This is a genomic window from Exiguobacterium sp. s127 (assembly GCF_018618695.1).
In the GTDB taxonomy this organism is placed as follows: Bacteria; Bacillota; Bacilli; order Exiguobacteriales; family Exiguobacteriaceae; genus Exiguobacterium_A; species Exiguobacterium_A oxidotolerans.
Genome location: NZ_JACSMO010000003.1, coordinates 75,894 through 95,604 on the forward strand (window position 1 = coordinate 75,894; position 19,711 = coordinate 95,604).

General features: G+C 48.7%; 19 protein-coding genes, 1 pseudogene and 1 riboswitch. Of the genes and pseudogenes, 18 read left to right on the forward strand and 2 right to left on the reverse strand.

Annotation, left to right across the window (positions count from 1 at the left end; translation table 11 throughout):
• Positions 1-3: 3 nt before the first annotated feature.
• The 9 genes and pseudogenes from def to KNP98_RS05360 all read left to right on the forward strand — a co-directional run.
• A pseudogene (gene def, locus KNP98_RS16020) lies at positions 4-435 on the forward strand (peptide deformylase); the annotation flags it as partial.
• Between the two features lie 33 nt (positions 436-468).
• Positions 469-1,389 (forward strand): methionyl-tRNA formyltransferase, encoded by a 921-nt coding sequence (gene fmt / locus KNP98_RS05325; protein ID WP_251135145.1) that lies wholly within the window; start codon positions 469-471, stop codon positions 1,387-1,389.
• A complete protein-coding gene (gene rsmB, locus KNP98_RS05330) occupies positions 1,386-2,714 on the forward strand; it encodes a 16S rRNA (cytosine(967)-C(5))-methyltransferase RsmB (protein WP_214810835.1) in 1,329 nt (442 codons plus the stop codon). The genes fmt and rsmB overlap by 4 nt, the downstream gene beginning before the upstream one ends.
• 61 nt (positions 2,715-2,775) lie before the next feature.
• Positions 2,776-3,510 carry a Stp1/IreP family PP2C-type Ser/Thr phosphatase gene (locus KNP98_RS05335; protein WP_088837400.1) on the forward strand — a complete coding sequence of 245 codons (735 nt, stop codon included), beginning with the start codon at positions 2,776-2,778 and terminating at the stop codon, positions 3,508-3,510.
• A 2-nt stretch (positions 3,511-3,512) separates the two neighbouring features.
• Complete coding sequence (gene pknB / locus KNP98_RS05340) at positions 3,513-5,429, forward strand: Stk1 family PASTA domain-containing Ser/Thr kinase (RefSeq protein ID WP_088837399.1); 1,917 nt, start codon at positions 3,513-3,515, stop codon at positions 5,427-5,429.
• A 36-nt stretch (positions 5,430-5,465) separates the two neighbouring features.
• On the forward strand, positions 5,466-6,371 hold the full coding sequence (gene rsgA / locus KNP98_RS05345) for a ribosome small subunit-dependent GTPase A (RefSeq protein WP_088837398.1): 906 nt from the start codon (positions 5,466-5,468) through the stop codon (positions 6,369-6,371).
• Between the two features lies 1 nt (position 6,372).
• Positions 6,373-7,029: a ribulose-phosphate 3-epimerase gene (gene rpe, locus KNP98_RS05350; RefSeq protein WP_029330870.1), complete on the forward strand. Its 657-nt coding sequence runs from the start codon at positions 6,373-6,375 to the stop codon at positions 7,027-7,029.
• Between the two features lie 20 nt (positions 7,030-7,049).
• A riboswitch (TPP riboswitch) is annotated at positions 7,050-7,156 on the forward strand.
• A 64-nt stretch (positions 7,157-7,220) separates the two neighbouring features.
• Positions 7,221-7,781, forward strand: a complete 561-nt coding sequence (gene thiT / locus KNP98_RS05355) for an energy-coupled thiamine transporter ThiT (RefSeq protein ID WP_029330869.1) — start codon at positions 7,221-7,223, stop codon at positions 7,779-7,781.
• Between the two features lie 2 nt (positions 7,782-7,783).
• On the forward strand, positions 7,784-8,383 hold the full coding sequence (locus KNP98_RS05360) for a thiamine diphosphokinase (RefSeq protein ID WP_088837396.1): 600 nt from the start codon (positions 7,784-7,786) through the stop codon (positions 8,381-8,383).
• A 217-nt stretch (positions 8,384-8,600) separates the two neighbouring features.
• Here the strand turns inward: KNP98_RS05360 and KNP98_RS05365 are convergent, their stop codons facing one another.
• Complete coding sequence (locus KNP98_RS05365) at positions 8,601-10,013, reverse strand: amino acid permease (RefSeq protein WP_214810837.1); 1,413 nt, start codon at positions 10,011-10,013, stop codon at positions 8,601-8,603.
• Positions 10,014-10,152: 139 nt separating this feature from the next.
• Positions 10,153-10,341, reverse strand: a complete 189-nt coding sequence (rpmB, locus tag KNP98_RS05370) for a 50S ribosomal protein L28 (protein ID WP_023468758.1) — start codon at positions 10,339-10,341, stop codon at positions 10,153-10,155.
• Between the two features lie 284 nt (positions 10,342-10,625).
• Here rpmB and KNP98_RS05375 point away from each other — a divergent pair, with 284 nt between their 5' ends.
• The 9 genes from KNP98_RS05375 (at position 10,626) to fabG (ending at position 19,667) form a co-directional block, all read left to right on the forward strand.
• Positions 10,626-10,988, forward strand: coding sequence for an Asp23/Gls24 family envelope stress response protein (locus KNP98_RS05375; protein WP_029330866.1), 363 nt, complete (start codon positions 10,626-10,628; stop codon positions 10,986-10,988).
• Positions 10,989-11,013: 25 nt separating this feature from the next.
• Positions 11,014-12,687 carry a DAK2 domain-containing protein gene (locus tag KNP98_RS05380; protein ID WP_483298135.1) on the forward strand — a complete coding sequence of 558 codons (1,674 nt, stop codon included), beginning with the start codon at positions 11,014-11,016 and terminating at the stop codon, positions 12,685-12,687.
• A gap of 92 nt (positions 12,688-12,779) precedes the next feature.
• Positions 12,780-13,442, forward strand: coding sequence for an L-serine ammonia-lyase, iron-sulfur-dependent subunit beta (gene sdaAB / locus KNP98_RS05385; RefSeq protein WP_088837393.1), 663 nt, complete (start codon positions 12,780-12,782; stop codon positions 13,440-13,442).
• Positions 13,443-13,446: 4 nt separating this feature from the next.
• Positions 13,447-14,343 (forward strand): L-serine ammonia-lyase, iron-sulfur-dependent, subunit alpha, encoded by an 897-nt coding sequence (sdaAA, locus tag KNP98_RS05390; protein ID WP_088837392.1) that lies wholly within the window; start codon positions 13,447-13,449, stop codon positions 14,341-14,343.
• The gene (recG, locus tag KNP98_RS05395; protein WP_088837391.1) at positions 14,327-16,357 is read left to right on the forward strand and encodes an ATP-dependent DNA helicase RecG; all 2,031 of its coding nucleotides are present in this window, start codon (positions 14,327-14,329) and stop codon (positions 16,355-16,357) included. Before sdaAA ends, recG begins: the two co-directional genes overlap by 17 nt.
• A gap of 86 nt (positions 16,358-16,443) precedes the next feature.
• On the forward strand, positions 16,444-17,010 hold the full coding sequence (gene fapR, locus KNP98_RS05400) for a transcription factor FapR (RefSeq protein ID WP_029330861.1): 567 nt from the start codon (positions 16,444-16,446) through the stop codon (positions 17,008-17,010).
• On the forward strand, positions 17,010-17,996 hold the full coding sequence (plsX, locus tag KNP98_RS05405) for a phosphate acyltransferase PlsX (protein WP_029330860.1): 987 nt from the start codon (positions 17,010-17,012) through the stop codon (positions 17,994-17,996). The genes fapR and plsX overlap by 1 nt, the downstream gene beginning before the upstream one ends.
• 19 nt (positions 17,997-18,015) lie before the next feature.
• Complete coding sequence (fabD, locus tag KNP98_RS05410) at positions 18,016-18,939, forward strand: ACP S-malonyltransferase (protein ID WP_088837390.1); 924 nt, start codon at positions 18,016-18,018, stop codon at positions 18,937-18,939.
• Positions 18,936-19,667 carry a 3-oxoacyl-[acyl-carrier-protein] reductase gene (gene fabG / locus KNP98_RS05415; RefSeq protein ID WP_088837389.1) on the forward strand — a complete coding sequence of 244 codons (732 nt, stop codon included), beginning with the start codon at positions 18,936-18,938 and terminating at the stop codon, positions 19,665-19,667. The genes fabD and fabG overlap by 4 nt, the downstream gene beginning before the upstream one ends.
• Positions 19,668-19,711: the final 44 nt, after the last annotated feature.

Genomic DNA, 19,711 nt, shown 5'->3' on the forward strand with positions numbered 1-19,711 from the left:
AGTATGTATAAAGTAGTAGAAGTTCCAAATGACGTATTGCGTCAGACGTGTCAACGCGTCACGAAGTTTGATAAAAAGTTAGGCAAGATGATCGATCGAATGTTCGACACGATGTATGAGTATGACGGCGTCGGACTCGCAGCACCACAAATTAATCAGCCGATCCGTGTCGCCGTTGTCCATACCGATGACGAGACAGGTCCGATTGAGTTGATCAACCCGGAAATCATCGAATCAAGTGGATCGCAAATCGATGACGAAGGGTGTTTGAGTATGCCTGGTGTCTTCGGTCCTGTCGAACGATTCGACCACATCGTCGTCAAAACACAAGACCGCCTTGGACGCAACGTCAAAATCAAAGCGAGTGGCTTTTTCGCGCGTGCAATCCAGCATGAGATGGATCATCTCGACGGCGTGTTGTTCACGGATAAACTCGTTGAGCAGGATGCGGCACCACGTGTCGTTTTCATGGGGACGCCTGAATTTGCAGCGAGTACGCTCCGTGAAGTGATTGATGCTGGGTACAATGTCGTCGGTGTCGTCTCGCAACCGGATAAACCGGTCGGACGCAAACGCGAAATTAAACCGACACCGGTCAAAGAAGTCGCACTTGCCCACGCGATTCCTGTCTTGCAACCGATGAAGATTCGCGAGGATTACCAAGACTTGCTCGACCTGAACCCGGACATCATCATCACGGCAGCTTACGGACAAATCGTTCCGTCTGCCGTACTTGAGGCTCCGAAATATGGCGCAATCAATGTCCACGCGTCCTTGTTACCAAAGTACCGTGGTGGGGCGCCAATTCATCAAGCCATCATCGATGGTGAGAAGGAGACGGGCGTGACGATCATGTATATGGTCGATCGCTTGGACGCGGGAGACATGTTATCAAAAATCATCGTCCCGATCGAAGAACGGGATACGGTCGGTACGATGTTCGAAAAATTGAGTGACGCTGGAGCACGTTTATTGATTGAAACACTCCCACAATTATTTGCCGGGACATTAACACCGGAAGCACAACGGGAAGAGGATGTAACATTTTCTCCGAATATCAGTCGGGAACGGGAACGGCTTGACTTCTCTCGCCCGGGGGAAGAACTTTATAACCACATCCGGGGGATGAATCCGTTTCCGAGTGCCTATACATTGCTTGGCAAAGATCGACTTAAAGTCTACTTCGCTGAGAAGTGTGAAGGGACCGGAACACCAGGAGAAATCATTGCGCTCGAAAATGATGGTCCGGTCATTGCGACGGGCTCGGATATCGCCTTGAAACTCGTCGATCTCCAACCTGCCGGAAAGAAACGGATGGATGGTGCGACCTTCATGCGTGGGATTGGTCAGACGCTCGAAATCGGACAGAAAGTAGGCGAAGATGCATGAATGTACGCGATGCTGCAGTCACGACGTTATTGAAAATTGGACAAGGTGGTGCATTTTCGACAATCTCCGTCCACCAGATGCTTGAAAAACGAGCAATCTCGAAAGCGGATGTCGGTTTATATACGGAACTCGTCTATGGGACACTCAGCCGTGAGTTGACACTCGACTATATTCTCGATCCGTTGCTCGCGTCACAAAAAAAACTCGATCCCTTCATGCGACCGTTGCTCCGGATGAGTGTCTATCAGTTATTTTATCTAGACCGGATTCCGGATCACGCCGTCATCAACGAAGCGGTCGAAATCGCGAAAACGCGTGGAAAACCGCATATCGCAAAAGTTGTCAACGGTGTCTTACGTAACGTTTTACGTCAAGGGAAACCAGACTTCTCGGCGATTCCTTCAACGAGCAAACGAATCAGCATTGAGACGAGTCACCCGGAGTGGCTTGTCGAGCGCTGGATTGAATTGTTCGGGGAAGACGAGACGTTGAAGATTTGTCAAATCAACAACGAAGCGGCACCCGTCACGGTCCGCGTCAATCGGAATAAAGCGACCGTCGAAGAAGCCGTCGAATTACTCGAAGCCCAAGGTGTCTTTGCTAAACCAGCCGCCGTCGCCCCGGACGGACTTGAAATCATCAGTGGCAGTGTCCAACAAACGGATTTGCTCGACCGTGGGTATCTCTCGCTTCAAGATGAGAGTTCGATGCTCGTTGCGCGGGCCGTCGGAGCAGAACCGTCTGACCATGTGCTCGACAGTTGTGCAGCACCGGGTGGGAAAGCGATGCATATTGCGGAAGGCTTGACGACAGGTTCGTTGACGGCACTTGATTTACACACACATAAAATTAAATTACTAAAAAAACAGGCAGAACGGCTTGAACTCGATACGGTAGAAGCAGAAGCCCTCGACGCACGAAAAGTCGGCGACCGGTTCGATGCAGAATCGTTTGACCGGATTCTCGTTGATGCACCGTGCTCTGGACTCGGTGTCATCCGCCGGAAACCCGACATTAAATGGACAAAGCAACCAGGAAATTTAACACAGTTACCTGTCATTCAGCGACAAATCATCGAGGCAGTTCTTCCACTCGTCAAGCGCGGAGGGACATTCGTCTATTCGACGTGTACGATTGATCCAGTCGAAAATGAACAACAAACGGAATTTATCTTAAGCCAAGGGTTTGTTTTTGATGAGTCGTTCAAAGGGCGAATGCCAGAAAGCGTGCAGCCGTTGATTTCAGAACGGGCGGAGCTCAAGTTGCTTCCGACGACGCTTGGGACCGACGGATTTTACATCGCAGCCTTTAAAAAGCAAGGATGACACGCACGCTGAATTTTCTTAAATGCATCAACAGTAGGTGAGATAGAAGAGGAGGACGGTCATGGAGTTAGCTTATCTGACGACGACGGGAAAAGTGCGATTGCAAAACGAGGATACGGTGTTACTCGTTGGTGATGAAAAACAAGGGCTTGCCGTCGTCGCTGACGGAATGGGTGGTCACGCGGCAGGTGAGAAGGCAAGCGCGATTGTGCATCAAGTATTTGCTGATGCCTATGCGGACATGCCAAGCCGACCAGCTGAATTATCTTCTTGGATTGAACAGCAAGTGCAGGAAGCCAATTCTAAAATCTTACAGTACTCCAAGACAGAAAACTTGGCCGTCGTCGGAACGACGATGGCGTGTGTCTGTTGGTCGGACGAACTCCTCGTTATCGGTCATGTCGGGGATAGTCGAGTCTATGCGATTGAAGAAGGTCAACTGAAGCAACTGACAGATGATCATTCTTATGTCAATATGCTTAAGCAATTAGGTGAACTGTCGGAAGAAGAAGTCGAAAATCATCCACGTCGAAACGTCATCACGCGCTCGATTGGCTCGAACGAACTCGTCGACGTCGACGTCCAAGTCCGGGATGCACCAGATTATGAAATTGTCCTCGTCTGTAGTGACGGATTAACGGATGAAGTCCCTTATGAAGTAATACAACAGCTGCTACAAGAAGATGCGCCACTCGAGCAAATCGTTGAACGATTAGTTTTTGAGGCGAATGAGCGGGGTGGAGCAGACAACATCACCGTTGCTGCCATCCGTTTCAAAGAAAGAAAGAGGGGCTGAATATGCGATACGGAGATCGATTAAATGACCGCTACCGCATAGAACGGCTAGTTGGAAATGGCGGGATGGCGAATGTCTATCAAGCTTATGATGAAATCTTAAAACGGAATGTCGCAATCAAAATTTTACGGACTGAATTTTCGCATGATGAACAATTCATTCGGCGCTTTGAGCGCGAAGCTCATGCTGCGACGAGTTTGAACCATCCGAATATCGTTGCCGTCTATGATGTCGGTGAAGAGGATTCGATTTACTATATCGTGATGGAGTTCATCGATGGGATGACGTTGAAAACCTACTGTGAAGGACGACCGCTCGCAATCAATAAAGCGGTTGAAATCATCAGTCAGATTTGTGACGCGATTGATCATGCCCATGCCCATCGCATCATCCACAGAGATATAAAACCACAAAATATGCTCGTCCGAGAGGATGGTACGGTCAAGGTGACGGACTTCGGTATTGCCGTCGCGATGTCGAACGCGACATTGACACATACGATGTCCGTTCTTGGTTCAGTGCATTACTTCTCACCTGAGCAGGCAAAAGGAAAATTTGCCGATGAAAAATCGGATATTTATTCGCTCGGTGCTGTCCTTTATGAACTCGTGACAGGACACGTCCCGTTCGAAGGAGATTCACCCGTTGCCGTGGCATTAAAACACTTGCAAGATACAGCGCGGCGGCCATCCGTCTTGAATCCTTCCGTGCCGCAAGCGCTAGAAAACTGTATCATGCAGGCACTAGCGAAGGCCCCGCACGATCGGCAACAATCCGTTGCTGAATTTCGGGAAGATATGGTGACGGCATTATCTGTTGAACGAGCAGATGAAGGGGTTCGCGGGGAAGATCCGATGGAGCAAACGATGGTGTTAAGTCCAGTCTCGGCTCCGTCCGGAACTCCGGTCAAGGAAGAAGAAGCTACGGTCGCGACAGTTGTACCGAAGCAAAAGAAAAAAAAGCGATGGTGGATTGTGCTCGTATTCCTCCTCCTACTCGGAGGTGCCGCGACAACGTTCGCGATGTGGCCGGATCCGACAGTCGTTGTGCCGGATGTCGCAAAAGAAGATGCGGACGAGGCCGAAAAACAACTTGAGAAACTCGGTTTTATCGTCGAATCGACTAAGCGATCGAGTGATACGATTGATGAAGGACTTGTCATCAGTCAAGCACCGCGGGCAAAAGTGACCGTCAAAAAAGGTTCGACGGTCAATCTTGTTGTCTCGACGGGCAGTGATCCGGTCGAAGTGCCGGATGTAACGGACGAAACAGAGAAAAAAGCGACCTCGATCTTGAAGGATGCTGGGTTCTCAAAAGTAGATGTCGAAAAAGAAGAGTCGGAAGACATCAAACAAGGCAATGTCATCCGGCAATCGATTTCAGCCGGAACAGAAGTGATTGCAAAGGAACAGACGATTACAATCACGGTATCCGAAGGTTCGTCAGCGTTTGAATTGAAGGATTTGACGAACATGTCGAGTGCTGAAGCAAAAGCGTACTTGGACGCGACAGGTCTCGACGGTACATTCGAACAAGAATTTTCGAGTGAAGTCGAACTGGACCAAGTCATTCGTCAATTTCCGCAAGCGGGTGTCAAAGTCGAGCCGAACGATTCCGTGACGGTCTTTATTTCAAAAGGGGAGGAAGAACAAACCGTGACGGCGACCTTCCCGGAAAAAGTAGCCTACGATGCTGTAGGTGAAGGGGATGAAGATCCGCCGCGGCAAGTCATTCGAATCGAGACGGATGATGCTAAAGGGAAACGTACGGTGATTGAAGAGTCGATTGACAGTGATGAAACATTTGATGTTCCGGTGACGATTGATCCGGGCGAAGAAGGAAAAATCACAATTTATAAAGATGATGTAGTGTATCGCTCGAAAACGATTACCTATAAACAAGCGAAAGCAGAACAATGAGTGTGCTACGAACCGCAAATTGAAGGAGGGCATGGGATGGCAGAAAATCGTATCGAAGAAAATCGGGACGGGACGATCATTCGTCTACAAGGTGGGTTTTATGATGTCATGACGACGCAGGGCGAGGTGCGATCGCGCGCTCGGGGAAACTTCCGAAAACGTGGTATCAGTCCTGTTGTAGGAGATGAGGTCGTATTGCATATCGAAAGCGAAACTGGATACATTTTAGAAGTGAAGGAACGGCAAAATTTCCTGGTTCGTCCACCGGTCGCAAACATCGATCAAGCGTTGCTTGTCGTCTCAGCAGCAGAACCGGACTTTTCAGCCCATTTGCTCGATCGATTTTTAGTCTTAATCGAAGCAAAAGAGATTCAACCTATCATTATCTTGACGAAGATGGATTTGTTGCAAGGAACAGCGGAAGCAGAAGTCCGGACGGCGATTGCCGGTTACCGACAAATCGGTTATCAGGTGATTGAGACGTCGAGTGAGACGCTAGAAGGGGTAGAGGAAGTCCGCCCGCTACTCAAGGAAAAAACAAGTGTGCTCGCGGGACAGTCGGGAGTCGGAAAAAGTTCATTGTTGAATGCGCTCGATGCGACGCTCGATCTCGAGACGAGCCACATCTCGAAATCGCTCGGACGCGGACGACATACGACGCGTCATGTGACGTTAATTCCGCTTGCAGAGGGCTTGATTGCTGATACGCCAGGGTTTTCGAACCTCGATTTTCCACACGAGATGGAAATCGAAGAATTACGTTGGTGTTTTCCAGAATTCGTCGCACGGCAAGATACGTGCAAATACCGTGGTTGCCTGCATTTAAACGAACCAGGCTGTGCTGTCAAAAAATCAGTTGAGGGAGAAGAAATCATGTCCTCACGCTATACGAATTATGGTATGTTTGTAGAGGAAATCAAGAATCGAGCGCGGAGGTATTGAAATGATTAAAATCGCACCATCTATTTTATCAGCAGATTTCGCCAACCTAGAACGAGACGTTAAAGCTGTCGAGGCGGCAGGAGCAGATTACATCCATTTCGACGTCATGGACGGCCAGTTCGTCCCGAACATTTCATTTGGTCTACCCGTCCTCAGTAGTCTTCGTCAAAAGACGGACATGGTCCTTGACGTTCATTTAATGATCGATCGACCAGAAAACTTCGTCGAAGCGTTTGTAGCGGCAGGAGCGGATATCGTCACCTTCCATGTCGAAGCGACGAATCATGTCCATCGTGTCTTGCAACAAATTAAAGGGGCTGGAGCAAAGGCCGGCGTCGTGCTGAATCCACACACGTCACTGTCGACGATTGAACATGTCCTAGAAGAAGTCGACATGGTCTTGTTGATGACGGTCAATCCAGGATTTGGCGGACAAGCTTTCTTGCCGAGCGTCATGACGAAGCTGAAGCAATTGGCGATGATCAAAGCAGAGCGCGGTTTGACGTTCGAAATTGAAATCGATGGTGGTGTCAACGCGGAAACGGCAAAACTGTGTATCGACAATGGGGCAAACGTCCTTGTCGCAGGTTCTGCAATCTACAATGCACCAGACTATGCGGAAGCCATCACTAGTATTCGAAACGCGGCTCACGTATAATAGAGCCAAGACAATTAAATTTTGACCGCAAGGGGTGTCGCGTCAAGCGGCTGAGAGAAGTGAGTAGACTTTAACCCTTCGAACCTGTTCCGTTCAGACGGACGTAGGGATGTGGCGCACGCAGGCAGTACGGCGTCCGTCGTACTGCCTTTTTGTTGTCATCATTATTTTATTTTTAGGAGGAACACAGTATGAAACGATTACAAATGTTAATGGAGATTGCGATTTTCGCGAGTCTCGGTGTTGTATTTGATTTATTGATTCCGTTCAAAATGCCACAAGGCGGATCCATCAGCTTAGCGATGTTACCGATTTTCGTCATGGCCTTTCGTCACGGCGTCGTTGGTGGTGTCATCACGGGTGCGCTCGTCGGAACGATTCAATTGATGTTCGCTCCGCAAGTCTTGACGGTCGTCCAACCGCTGCTTGACTATACGCTTGCATATGGTGTCGTCGGTTTGAGTGGAGTGTTTGCAGGCCAAGTCAAAAAAGCAGCAACAGAAGGTCAAAAAAAGCGTCTCATGACGATTGTTTTGTTTGCGACCTTGTTAGGTGCCGGTCTACGTTACATCTGTCATGTCATCAGTGGAATCGTCTTTTTTGCAGAGTATGCCAAAGGACCGGTCGTTCCTTACTCGTTCATTTATAACGCGACGTATATGGCTCCGTCGTACGTTTTATGTGGGGTCGTTGCAGGTATTTTGCTTACGACAGCACCACGTCTTTTACGTTACTCCGCTCGCGGTATTTAAAGATGAGAGTTTTAATCGTTGCGGCAGGACCGGTAGAAGACGTCCCGACGCTCGCACCATTCGTGAAAGACAAGACGATGATTATCGGTGTTGACGGCGGGATTGCGACATTAGTGGAGCAAGGACTTGATTTTGATGTGGCAATCGGTGACTTTGATTCGCTCGGATACGTTCCGGATGGTGGATTGCTTCATCCGGCAGAAAAAGATGAAACGGACTTAGAACTAGCGTTACGTTACGCTACCGAACAGGCTGCAGGTGCTGAACTACTCATCTTTGGTGCGACGGGTGGTCGGCTCGACATGACGCTACAGAACGTCTATTTGTTAAAACAATTTCCGATGGCACGACTCGTGACGAAACGTGAGGATGTCCGGTACTGGAAAACCGGTCAGTACGAACTCGCGTCTGAAGGGTATCATTACCTGTCATTCATTCCCCTTGTCCCGTCGAACTTGACGTTACGCGGCGTCAAATACCCCTTGACGGAGCATCCTGTTCCGGTCGGTGGTTCGCTGACGGTCAGCAATGAGTGGGTTGGTGTTGCGCAAGTGACGGTCGTCGAAGGGGAAGTCCTCGTCCTGCGCACGCATGAAAAATAAAAACGCGATAGACGCGATTCCATCATATCTCGCTGATGCGACCGGGACATGCGTTCTTCAAGTACACGTCATGACGTCATGAACAAAAAGATAGGTATGGCAAACGCCGATGACTCCGTATGTAAAACGGAAGCATCGGCGTTTTGATTTATTAGTCAGTCGACTGTTTAAGTTCAACGGATTCCGGCACCCGGTGTATCCAGGGCCAGATAACAAGTCATCGTTGTTCGTTTTGAAGTGTCGAACTGGCTGCTTGTTGTTCGCTTTTTGCAGCGATATGTTTTCCTTTGACGAAAAGATGGTAACTTACCCATGTCAGTAGGAAGAAAGGGACGCCGAGATATAAGGCGACGCGTTGATCGGCTTGAAAACCTAAACTGATTAAGACGAGCAGATTGAGTGAGAATGAGAGGATGGGTAAGACTGGGAAGAACGGTGTTTTGAACTTCAGTTCGTCAAGCGTGTGTCCTGCCTTGATGAATTGGCGTCGGAAAGCGATTTGCGAAGCGGAAATCGAGATCCAACCGACTTGTGCTCCGAGACCGGCGATGGATAATAGCCAGATGAAGACGGTATCTTCTGCGAAGAATGCCGTCAATAAGGATAACATCGCGAACAGCATCGTGAACGTTAAGGCGCGCATCGGCACACCCCGCTGATTGACGATGGCGAGTTTCTTTGAAATCATGCCTTCTTGCGACATCGACCAGAGCATGCGTGTCGCAGCATACAGTCCAGAGTTTCCGACGGATAAGAGTGCCGTCAAAACGACGATGTTCATCAAATCTGCAGCATATGGGATACCGATTGCGTCAAATACCATGATGAAGGGACTGCTGATGCCGCTCGCCGATTCATACGGAATTAAAGCCCCGATAATTGTAATCGAGAGGACGAAGAAAATAAACGTCCGCCAAACCGTATTACGAATCGCTTTCGGAATCGATTTTTCTGGATCACTCGATTCCCCGGCAGCGACACCAATCAATTCTGTTCCTTGGAAAGCGAAGTTGACGGCAATCATCGTCGTCAAGACGCCGAGAGCCCCGTTCGGAAACCAGCCGTTCGCCGTGAAGTTCGCGAACAACGTAGCTGGTCGTTCAGCCGCCATATCAATCCATCCGAACCATGCGGCTCCCCCGAGTCCGATGAAGAACAGGATGGCGAGTACTTTAAGACTTGAAAACCAAAATTCTGCTTCTCCGAATGCTTTCGCAGAGATCGCGTTCAATCCGAATAAGATGACGGTAAATAAGGCGCACCAGATGACGACGGGAACCTGTGGAAACCAGCGATCCATCAGACTACCGGCAGCTGTGATTTCAAGAGCGACGGTTACGGCCCAGCCGAGCCAATAAATCCAACCGACGGCAAAACCGATGCCTGGACCGATAAAACGTGTCGTATACGTTTGGAATGAACCGGACACAGGCATGTGGACAGCCATCTCTCCTAGACAGAGCATCGTTAAGTACATGATTGTTCCGCCGACGATGTAACTGAGGACCGCCCCGAGTGGTCCTGCTTGCGAAATCGTCAACCCTGAACCGAGAAATAACCCCGTCCCGATAATACCACCAAGCGAAATCATGAATAGATGTCGGCTTGTCATGGCTCTTTTTAACTGCATGATGAATTCCCCCTTGAGCAATAAAGTAACTGCCAACTTATTGTAAGCGTTTTCAAATGCTGCGACAATTACTTTAGGAGAAAAATAAAAAAGACGACAAAAAAACCGGAAGGGAAGATTCCCGTCCGGTTTTTGCGCCTTATACGCGTTCGACTTTACCTGATTTAAGAGCTCGAGCTGAAACCCAAACCTTTTTAGGTTTACCGTCAACGAGGATACGTACTTTTTGTACGTTGACTCCCCAAGTGCGTTTCGTTTTGTTCAATGCGTGTGAACGGTTGTTTCCCGACTTCGGCGATTTTCCAGTAACGTAGCATTTACGTGCCATGCGTTCCGCCTCCTTTTATGTTGTTTTGCGTTCGTCCTAATAGACACTTTGCTATCTTAGCATGGTGTCAGGACGGTTGCAACATAAAAAAAGTAGCTGACAAGAAAAAAACTTGACAGAGAACCTCAAAATTTAAAATAATGGATGAGGATGATGGTAAAAGTTCATTTGACCGCTACTATTTTTCACTTATTCATTGTATAGTCAGTACGGCGACTTTTCAATAGTAGGTCCTTATAGTAGAATTACGAGAAGAACACAATTAGTTAAAGGGGGCTACTCAGGTGGCGATCGAGATGAAAACGACCTATGGAAAGATTGATGTAGATAATGATGTCGTCGCGCAACTGGCGGGCGGAGCAGCAATGGAATGTTTTGGTGTCGTTGGTATGGCATCACAATCACAAATCAAAGATGGGCTAGCTGAATTATTGAAACGTGAGAATTTTGCACGTGGCGTCATCGTTCGACAATCTTCAGAACAAGTTCACATCGATATGCATATCATTGTGAGTTACGGTACGAAAATTTCTGAAGTCGCGAACAATGTTCAAAGCCGTGTTAAATATACGTTGAACCAAGCGTTAGGGTTAGAAGTGACATCTGTAAATATTTTTGTCCAAGGAGTCCGTTTGACGAATGTCTAAGACGGAAATAGAGGAGGAAACTTTAGTGAGTGTAGATCGTTTAACAGGAGCCCAATTAGTCAAGATGATTCAAAATGGCGCGGCAAATCTCTATCAAAATGCAGATTTCGTCGATTCACTGAACGTGTTCCCTGTGCCGGATGGCGATACAGGAACGAACATGAACTTGACGATGACATCTGGATCGAAAGAAGCAACAAACGCAACATCTGATTCTGTCGCAGACGTCGCATCAATATTCGCACGAGGTCTTTTAATGGGGGCACGTGGGAACTCTGGTGTTATCTTAAGTCAATTATTCCGTGGTTTCTCGAAATCGATTGAAGGAAAACAAACAATCGATACGAAGGAATTCGCAAATGCCTTGCAAAAAGGTGTTGATACAGCATACAAGGCCGTCATGAAGCCAGTCGAAGGGACGATTTTAACAGTTGCTCGTGAAACAGCAGTCGCTGCGATCGCACAATCGGAAACAACGACGGACTTACTTGAATTGATGCGCGGGATTGTCGAAGCATCAAAAGTTTCACTCGAAGGAACACCCGATCTTTTACCGGTCTTAAAAGAAGTCGGTGTCGTCGATTCTGGTGGACAGGGACTTGTTTGTATTTATGAAGGCTTCCTTGCGACACTCGAAGGAAAAGAACTTGAAAAACCGCATGCTCCTGTCATGGAAGCACTCGTCGAAGCAGAGCATCATAAATCGGCTCAAAGCTTCATGTCGACAGAGGAAATCCATTACGGTTACTGTACAGAAATCATGGTTCGTTTCCAAGATGATAAGTTAGCGAATGCACCGTTCAGTGAAGAAGCATTCCGTAACGAATTATCTGAGTTCGGAGATTCACTGCTCGTCGTCGCAGATGAAGAGTTGCTCAAAGTTCATGTCCATGTCGAGACACCAGGTGATGTCATCAACAAAGGACAAAAATTTGGTGAGCTCGTCGCGGTTAAAATCGAAAACATGCGCCAACAACACTCAACGATTTTAGAAGAAGAAGGCGTCAATCACGTAACAGCTCCAGTTGCAACGAAAGCGAAAGCGAAATCTGCACTCGTCACGGTCGCAATGGGCGAAGGGATCAGTGAGCTCTTTAAATCACTCGGTGTCAGCATCGTCATCGAAGGTGGACAGACGATGAATCCATCGACGGAAGATATCGTCAAAGCGATTGAAGACGCGCATGCGGAGCACGTCTATGTGTATCCGAACAACTCGAACATCATCATGGCGGCTGAACAAGCAGCATCTGTTGCATCATGCGGCGTGACGGTCGTGAAATCAAAAACGGTCCCACAAGGACTGGCTGCGACAATCGTCTACAACCCGGAAGCGACAGTCGATGAGAACGAGCGTCACATGATGGATGCGATTGGTGCTGTCAAGTCAGGACAAATCACATATGCTGTCCGTGATACGAGTATCGATGGTGTCGAGATTAAAAAAGATGATCACATGGCGATTGCGGAAAAACAAATCGTCGCAACGGATCACTCGAGTCTCGGTGCAGCGAAGAAACTCATCGATACGCTCGTCACGGAAGATGACGAAATCGTAACGATTTTATTTGGAGAAGGCGTAGCCCAAGATGAAGTCGACGAGTTAGTCGCTTACATCGAATCTGTCAATCCGGACGCTGAAGTCGAAGTTCACGACGGAAAGCAACCGCTCTATTCATATATTCTTAGTGTTGAATAAAGAATAAAGGTGAAGTTACCTTTTCACGAATCCCACCATCTGCGATAATAGAGGTGGGATTTTGTTTTGTTTAAAAGAGAGGGGGAAATGAAATGAAGTATCGTAGTGTATTTGATATCATCGGTCCTGTCATGGTAGGACCATCGAGTTCCCATACGGCAGGAGCAGCACGAATCGGTTTGATGGCGGGTAAGTTGTTCGGGGAAACGCCAACAGACATTTATATCACGTTTTATGGATCATTTGCCGATACGTACCGGGGGCACGGAACCGACGTAGCGATCATTGGTGGGGTGCTTGGTTATGATACGTTTGATGATCGGATTCCTGAGTCGATTAAAATCGCCGAAGGGAAAGGGATTCGGATTCATTTTGAAACGAGTGAAGCACTGACGGACCATCCGAACACGGCGCGAGTCCATTTGACTGACGGAGAAAATCAATTTGAACTCGTCGGCATTTCAATTGGCGGAGGAACGATTGAAATTACAGAATTGAATGGTGTACCGTTGCGCCTCTCAGGTGGCGGGCCGGCACTTGTCGTCCTGCACCACGACCGTTTCGGGGCGATTGCGGCAGTCACAAGTATTCTCGCAGACTATGAAATTAACATTGGTCACATGGAAGTGTCGCGCCACGAAAAAGGACGTCAAGCCTTGATGGCGATTGAAATCGATGATCGGATGCCTAAAGAAGTGCTTGAAGAAATTAACCGGTTACCACAAGTCGAACGATCCGTCATGATGGGAGAGTGAAGAAATGTTTAAATCAGTAAAAGAACTCGTAGCACTCGCTACGGAAAAGAATGTACCGATTTCAGAAATCATGATTGAACAAGAAATGACGGTCCGCCACTTAGAGCGTGATGAAGTATACGCAATGATGGAACGGAATTTACAAGTCATGGAAGAAGCTGTCGAACGGTCATTGACAGGCGACGGTGTCGAATCGGTCACCGGTTTGACAGGCGGGGATGCAGTCTTACTGCAACGATATCGGGCGTCAGGGAACGGGTTATCGGGAGATCTTTTGTTAGATGCCGTCAGCAAAGCCATCGGAACGAATGAAGTCAACGCGGCAATGGGGAAAATCTGTGCGACACCAACAGCAGGGAGCGCGGGCGTCGTCCCAGGGACGTTGTTCGCCGTCAAAGAACGGCTTCAGCCTTCACGCGAGGAGATGCTCCGATACCTTTTCACATCGGGTGCGTTCGGGTTCGTTGTTGCCAATAATGCCTCCATCTCAGGTGCGGCAGGCGGATGCCAAGCGGAAGTAGGTTCGGCGACAGCAATGGCTGCAGCTGCCATCGTCGAAATGGCAGGAGGCACACCGGATCAATCGGCGCATGCGTTTGCAATTGCTTTAAAAAATATGCTTGGTCTCGTCTGTGACCCAGTCGCTGGACTTGTCGAAGTCCCGTGCGTCAAACGAAATGCGATGGGAGGAGCGAATGCGCTCGTCGCAGCAGATATGGCACTGGCTGGAATCACGTCACGTATTCCGTGTGACGAAGTCATCTCGGCAATGTATGAAATCGGTCAAATGATGCCTTCTGCCTTACGTGAAACGGCGAAAGGCGGTCTTGCGAATACACCGACTGGACGCTGGCTCGAGTCGAAGATTTTTGGAGATTTATCGAATGAATCCATCAAGTGAGGTCACGGCACTTAAGGGAGTCGGGCGTGATTTGGCAACTAAGCTTGCAGAAATGGATATCGTAACGATCTCGGACGTGCTGGAGCACGTCCCATTTCGTTACGATGATTTCGTTACGGGGAGTTTGACGGAAGCCATCCATGAAGATAAGGTCAAGTTCACAGGTCAAGTTCAATCAGAACCGCTCGTTCGTTATTACGGAAAAGGTAAGAATCGGCTAACGTTCCGGTTACTTGTCGAAGAACGGTACAGCGTCACGGTGACGATGTTTAACCGTGCCTTCTACAAAGCCCAGTTGAAGTTAGGGGAAGAAGTGACGGTCAGCGGCAAGTGGGATTTGCACCGGATGACGATTTCAGCGACGGAACTTCAATTCGGGGCGATCGAAGGTGAACTGACACCCGTCTATTCCTTAAAAGGTGACATGCGGATGAAGACGTTCCGCCGTGTCGTCGAACTCGCTTTCGCAGCAGTAGAATCAGTCGGGGAGCGGGTGCCCGATTCGATTCGGACGGCGTATCGTCTTCTCGACCGGATGACGATGCTGAAGGCGCTACACTTCCCGACGCATCGAAAAGAATTGACGGCGGCGAGAAGAAGTTATGTGTATGAAGAGTGCCTCTATTTTCAGTTAAAGCTTCAGACATTACGACTTGGAAAGCGGCAGGGACAAGGCATTGCTTTACCGTTACATCAAGCAGCCGTCGACGAGTTCATTGCAGGACTGCCATTTCCGTTGACAGGCGCTCAAAAAAGAGTGACAGAAGAAATTTTGAGTGATATGCATCGAGCAGAGCGAATGAATCGGTTGCTGCAAGGAGATGTCGGAAGTGGGAAGACCGTCATCGCGGCGATTGCCCTGTTCGCGACGATTCGTGCGAACAAGCAAGGTGCCTTGATGGTTCCGACTGAAATACTAGCGGAGCAGCATGCTTCGTCACTTGCCCCGTTACTCGAACCATTCGGGATTAAAGTCGGTCTCTTAACGAGTTCTGTCAAAGGAAAGGCTCGTGTGTTATTGCTAGAAGCCTTACGGCAAGGAGAAATCGACATCCTCGTCGGCACCCATGCCTTGATTCAGGATACAGTCGTCTTCAAGGACTTACATTTAGTGATTACGGACGAACAACATCGGTTTGGTGTCGAACAACGGAAGCGCCTCCGAGCAAAAGCAGCGCAAGCAGATGTCCTCTATATGACGGCGACACCGATTCCGCGAACACTTGCGATTTCTGTGTTTGGCGATATGGATGTTTCGATCATCGACGAGATGCCAGCAGGGCGTAAAGAAATTGAAACGTACTGGGCAAAACCAGAACAGATTGAACGTGTCTTTGGTTTTGTTGAGAAGGAATTACTTCTCGGGCGGCAAGCCTATGTCATCACGCCATTGATCGAGGAATCTGAATCGCTTGATGTTCAAAATGCAATGGAATTGCATGCCGTTCTCGTCGAACGTTTCCGCGATCATCAAGTTGGTTTGATGCACGGACGTCTCGGCTCGTCTGAAAAAGACGAGGTCATGCAAGCTTTCAAGGACAATCAGGTCCAAGTCCTCGTCTCGACGACTGTCGTCGAAGTTGGGGTGAACGTCCCGAATGCCTCAATCATCGTCATTTACGATGCAGAACGATTCGGTCTCGCGCAACTGCATCAATTGCGTGGACGTGTTGGACGAGGGGATGCGCAGTCATATTGTATCTTGATTGCTGATCCGTCGTCTGACACCGGGAAAGAGCGAATTAAGACGATGACAGAGACGAACGACGGCTTCAAATTAGCGGAAAAAGACTTAGAACTACGCGGATCGGGTAATTTCTTTGGGACAGAACAAAGTGGATTGCCACGTTTCGTCCTGACAGATCCTGCTCTTGATATTCAAATCATGGAAACAGCCCGGAACGACGCCGTCCGTTTGTTACGTTCGGATGCCTTTTGGCAAACATCGGACTACGACGTGTTACGCCATTATATCGAAGAGCAAGGACTGCTTGACGGAGAAAGAATTGAATAAATACTTGAAAGTGAACAACGGGGGATATATACTACTATTAGTACCAGGTGATAATAGTGATTATCCTTCTTGTAGGAGGAACGTACATGCGGGTACCTAAAAAAGAACGGCAAGTAGAACTACAGCATACGATTGAACAAAACCCATTCATCACGGATGAAGCACTTGCGCTTCATTTTAACGTCAGCATTCAGACGATTCGGCTCGATCGAATGGAATTGAAAATCCCTGAATTACGGGAACGGATTAAACACGTCGCGACAGAACGACTCGATGACGTGCGTACTTTGACCGAAAGCGAAGTCATTGGTGATATGATTGACCTGAAACTTGATACATCTGCGATTTCGATTTTAGAAATTTTGCCGGAACACGCTTTTAGCCGGAACGCGATTGCACGCGGGCATATTCTGTTCGCTCAAGCCAATTCGCTCGCCATCGCGTTAATTGATGACGAGTTAGCATTGACGACACGAGCAAACGTGCAATTTACACGATCTGTCCATGTTGGAGAACGCGTCGTCGCGAAAGCGTTCGTCAGTTCCCATCGACAAGATGGACGATCAGACATCAACGTCGAAAGTTATGTCGGTGATGAGTGTGTCTTTATCGGTGAGTTTACGGTGTATCGTAGTAGTAAGGAGGAATCATGATGATTTTAGCAGTAGATGCAATGGGTGGTGACAACGCCCCCCGTGCGATTGTCGAAGGTGTGATCCAGTATTTAGGGGAGCGCCCGAAGGCGGACATTGAAATTCGATTGGTTGGAGATGAATTGAAGTTACGTTCTTACGACATCAAGGATTCCCGTGTGACGATCGTTCACGCGGCGACTGTCATTACTGGAGAAGACGAACCGGTCCGTGCGATTCGACGGAAAAAAGATAGCTCACTCGTTGTGGCTGCAAACCTGGTGAAAACAAAAGAGGCGGATGCCTTGATTTCAGCAGGCAACACGGGAGCACTGATGACTGCCGGATTGTTTGTGATTGGTCGAATCGAAGGGGTTGACCGTCCTGCGCTGGCCCCGACTTTCCCGACAAGAAACGGAAAAGGTGTCGTCATCTTAGATGTCGGTGCTAATCCGGATGCAAAAGCAGAACATTTGCTTGATTATGCCATCATGGGATCAGTCTACGCAGAACAAGTACGTGGTATCAAACAACCGAAAGTTGGTCTGCTCAATATCGGCTCAGAAGCTGGTAAAGGCAATGCACTGACGAAGGAAACATATCCCTTACTTGAGACTGCCCCTATTCATTTTATTGGGAATGTCGAGGCGAGAGAAGCGATGAGTGGTGATGTGGACGTAATCGTCACAGAAGGATTTGCAGGGAATACATTGTTGAAAAGTACGGAAGGTGCTGCAAGCATGATTATGGGTGTCATGAAGGAACAGTTCATGAGTTCATTCAGTTCGAAAATCGCGGCGTTAATTTTAAAGCCGAAACTTAAAAAAATGAAGCAATTGCTCGCGTACGAAGAATATGGTGGGGCCGGGTTGTTCGGAATTGCGGCACCTGTCATCAAAGCACACGGCTCGAGCAATGCCTATGCCTTCAGTCGTGCGCTGGCACAGGCTGAAATGATGGTCGAGCAACACGTCGTTGCGAAAATCATTGAAGCGAAGACAAAATAGAGCTAAAGGAGTGAGCGAGATGGGGAAAACGGTATGGATGTTTCCGGGGCAAGGGTCACAAATGCCCGGTATGGGACAGACACTTGTCAGTGAGGAAGAAACTAAACAAACGTTAGTCGATCTCGGAACACGAATCGGCCTAGATTTAACAACGCTGTTAACGACGGGTACAAAAGAAGAACTAAAGGCGACGGAGCTTGCTCAACCCGCAATCGTCGCACATAGTACACTTCTCGCCACTCGTTATGCGGCACTCGGTAACAAACCGGACTATGTCCTTGGGCATAGCGTCGGGGAGTACAGCGCGCTTGTCGCAGCATCGGTCCTTACGCCGAGTGAAGCCGTTTATCTTGTCCATGAACGTGGTAAGTTGATGAACCAGGTTTCAGGTGGAACGATGGCTGCCGTCATCGGATTAAACGATGTCGAAGCGGCACACCATGCCGTCGAATCGATTGCGGCGACAGGTGAAATCGTGCAAATCGCGAACTACAACTGTCCCGGCCAATTTGTCATCTCAGGGCACGTCGCAGCCGTCGAATCGGCGACAGCGAAATTAAAAGAGCTCGGTGCAAAGCGTGTCTTACCACTCGATGTCTCCGGTGCGTTCCACTCCTCTTTAATGACACCGTTCGCACCACGGTTCGAAGATTTCCTTGCTTCTTCACCATTCGAAGCGGCGCAAGCGAAGTTTATCTCAAACGTGGACGGATCGTTTCACGATCAACCGGACGACTTGAAACGTCTGCTCGTTCAACAATTGTATTCACCTGTTCGCTTTGAGGCATGTGTTGAGCAATTGATTGAAGAGGGTGTTGATACCTTCATCGAATTCGGACCGTCTTCACCACTTAGTGGGCTTGTCAAACGTATCAAAAAAGACGTTAAAATCATTAGTATCACGACACTTGAACAACTAGAAGCGGAGGGAATTCGTGGATGAGTAAGGTAGCACTCGTAACAGGCGCCTCACGAGGAATCGGTGCGGCGATCGCAACACGTCTCGCGGCAGATGGTTTTAAAGTTGTCGTCAACTATGCCGGTAGCACTGAAAAAGCAGAGGCCATCGTCGCGGATATCATCGCGACTGGTGGTGAGGCAATCGCCATCCAAGCCGACGTTGCGAACGCTGATCAAGTCAAGGCGTTGGTTAAACAGACTGTCGATGCATTCGGTCAACTGGATTGTGTCGTCAACAACGCCGGTATCACACGCGACGGTTTGTTGATGCGTATGAAAGAAGCCGATTTTGATGCTGTCGTTGATACGAACCTAAAAGGGGCGTTCCTCGTCACACAAGCGGCGTCACGCCCGTTGATGAAGACGGGTGGTCGCATCATCAATATCGCTTCGGTCGTCGGCATCACGGGTAATCCGGGGCAAGCGAACTATGTGGCCGCGAAAGCCGGTTTGATTGGGTTGACGAAATCGGTCGCCCGTGAACTCGCAAGTAAAGGGGTCACAGCGAATGCGATTTGCCCAGGATTCATCGAAACAGATATGACCGATGAATTGACGGACGATCAACGGAATCTGTCACTTGGACAAATTCCATTGAAACGGTTTGGGCAAACGCAAGACATCGCAGCACTCGTCAGCTTCATCGCTTCGGATGAAGCCCGTTACATCACAGGGCAAACGCTCGCAGTTGATGGCGGCATGACAATGTAACTGAACACCGGTAGTACTTTGCCAAATCGGCAATCATCTTATAT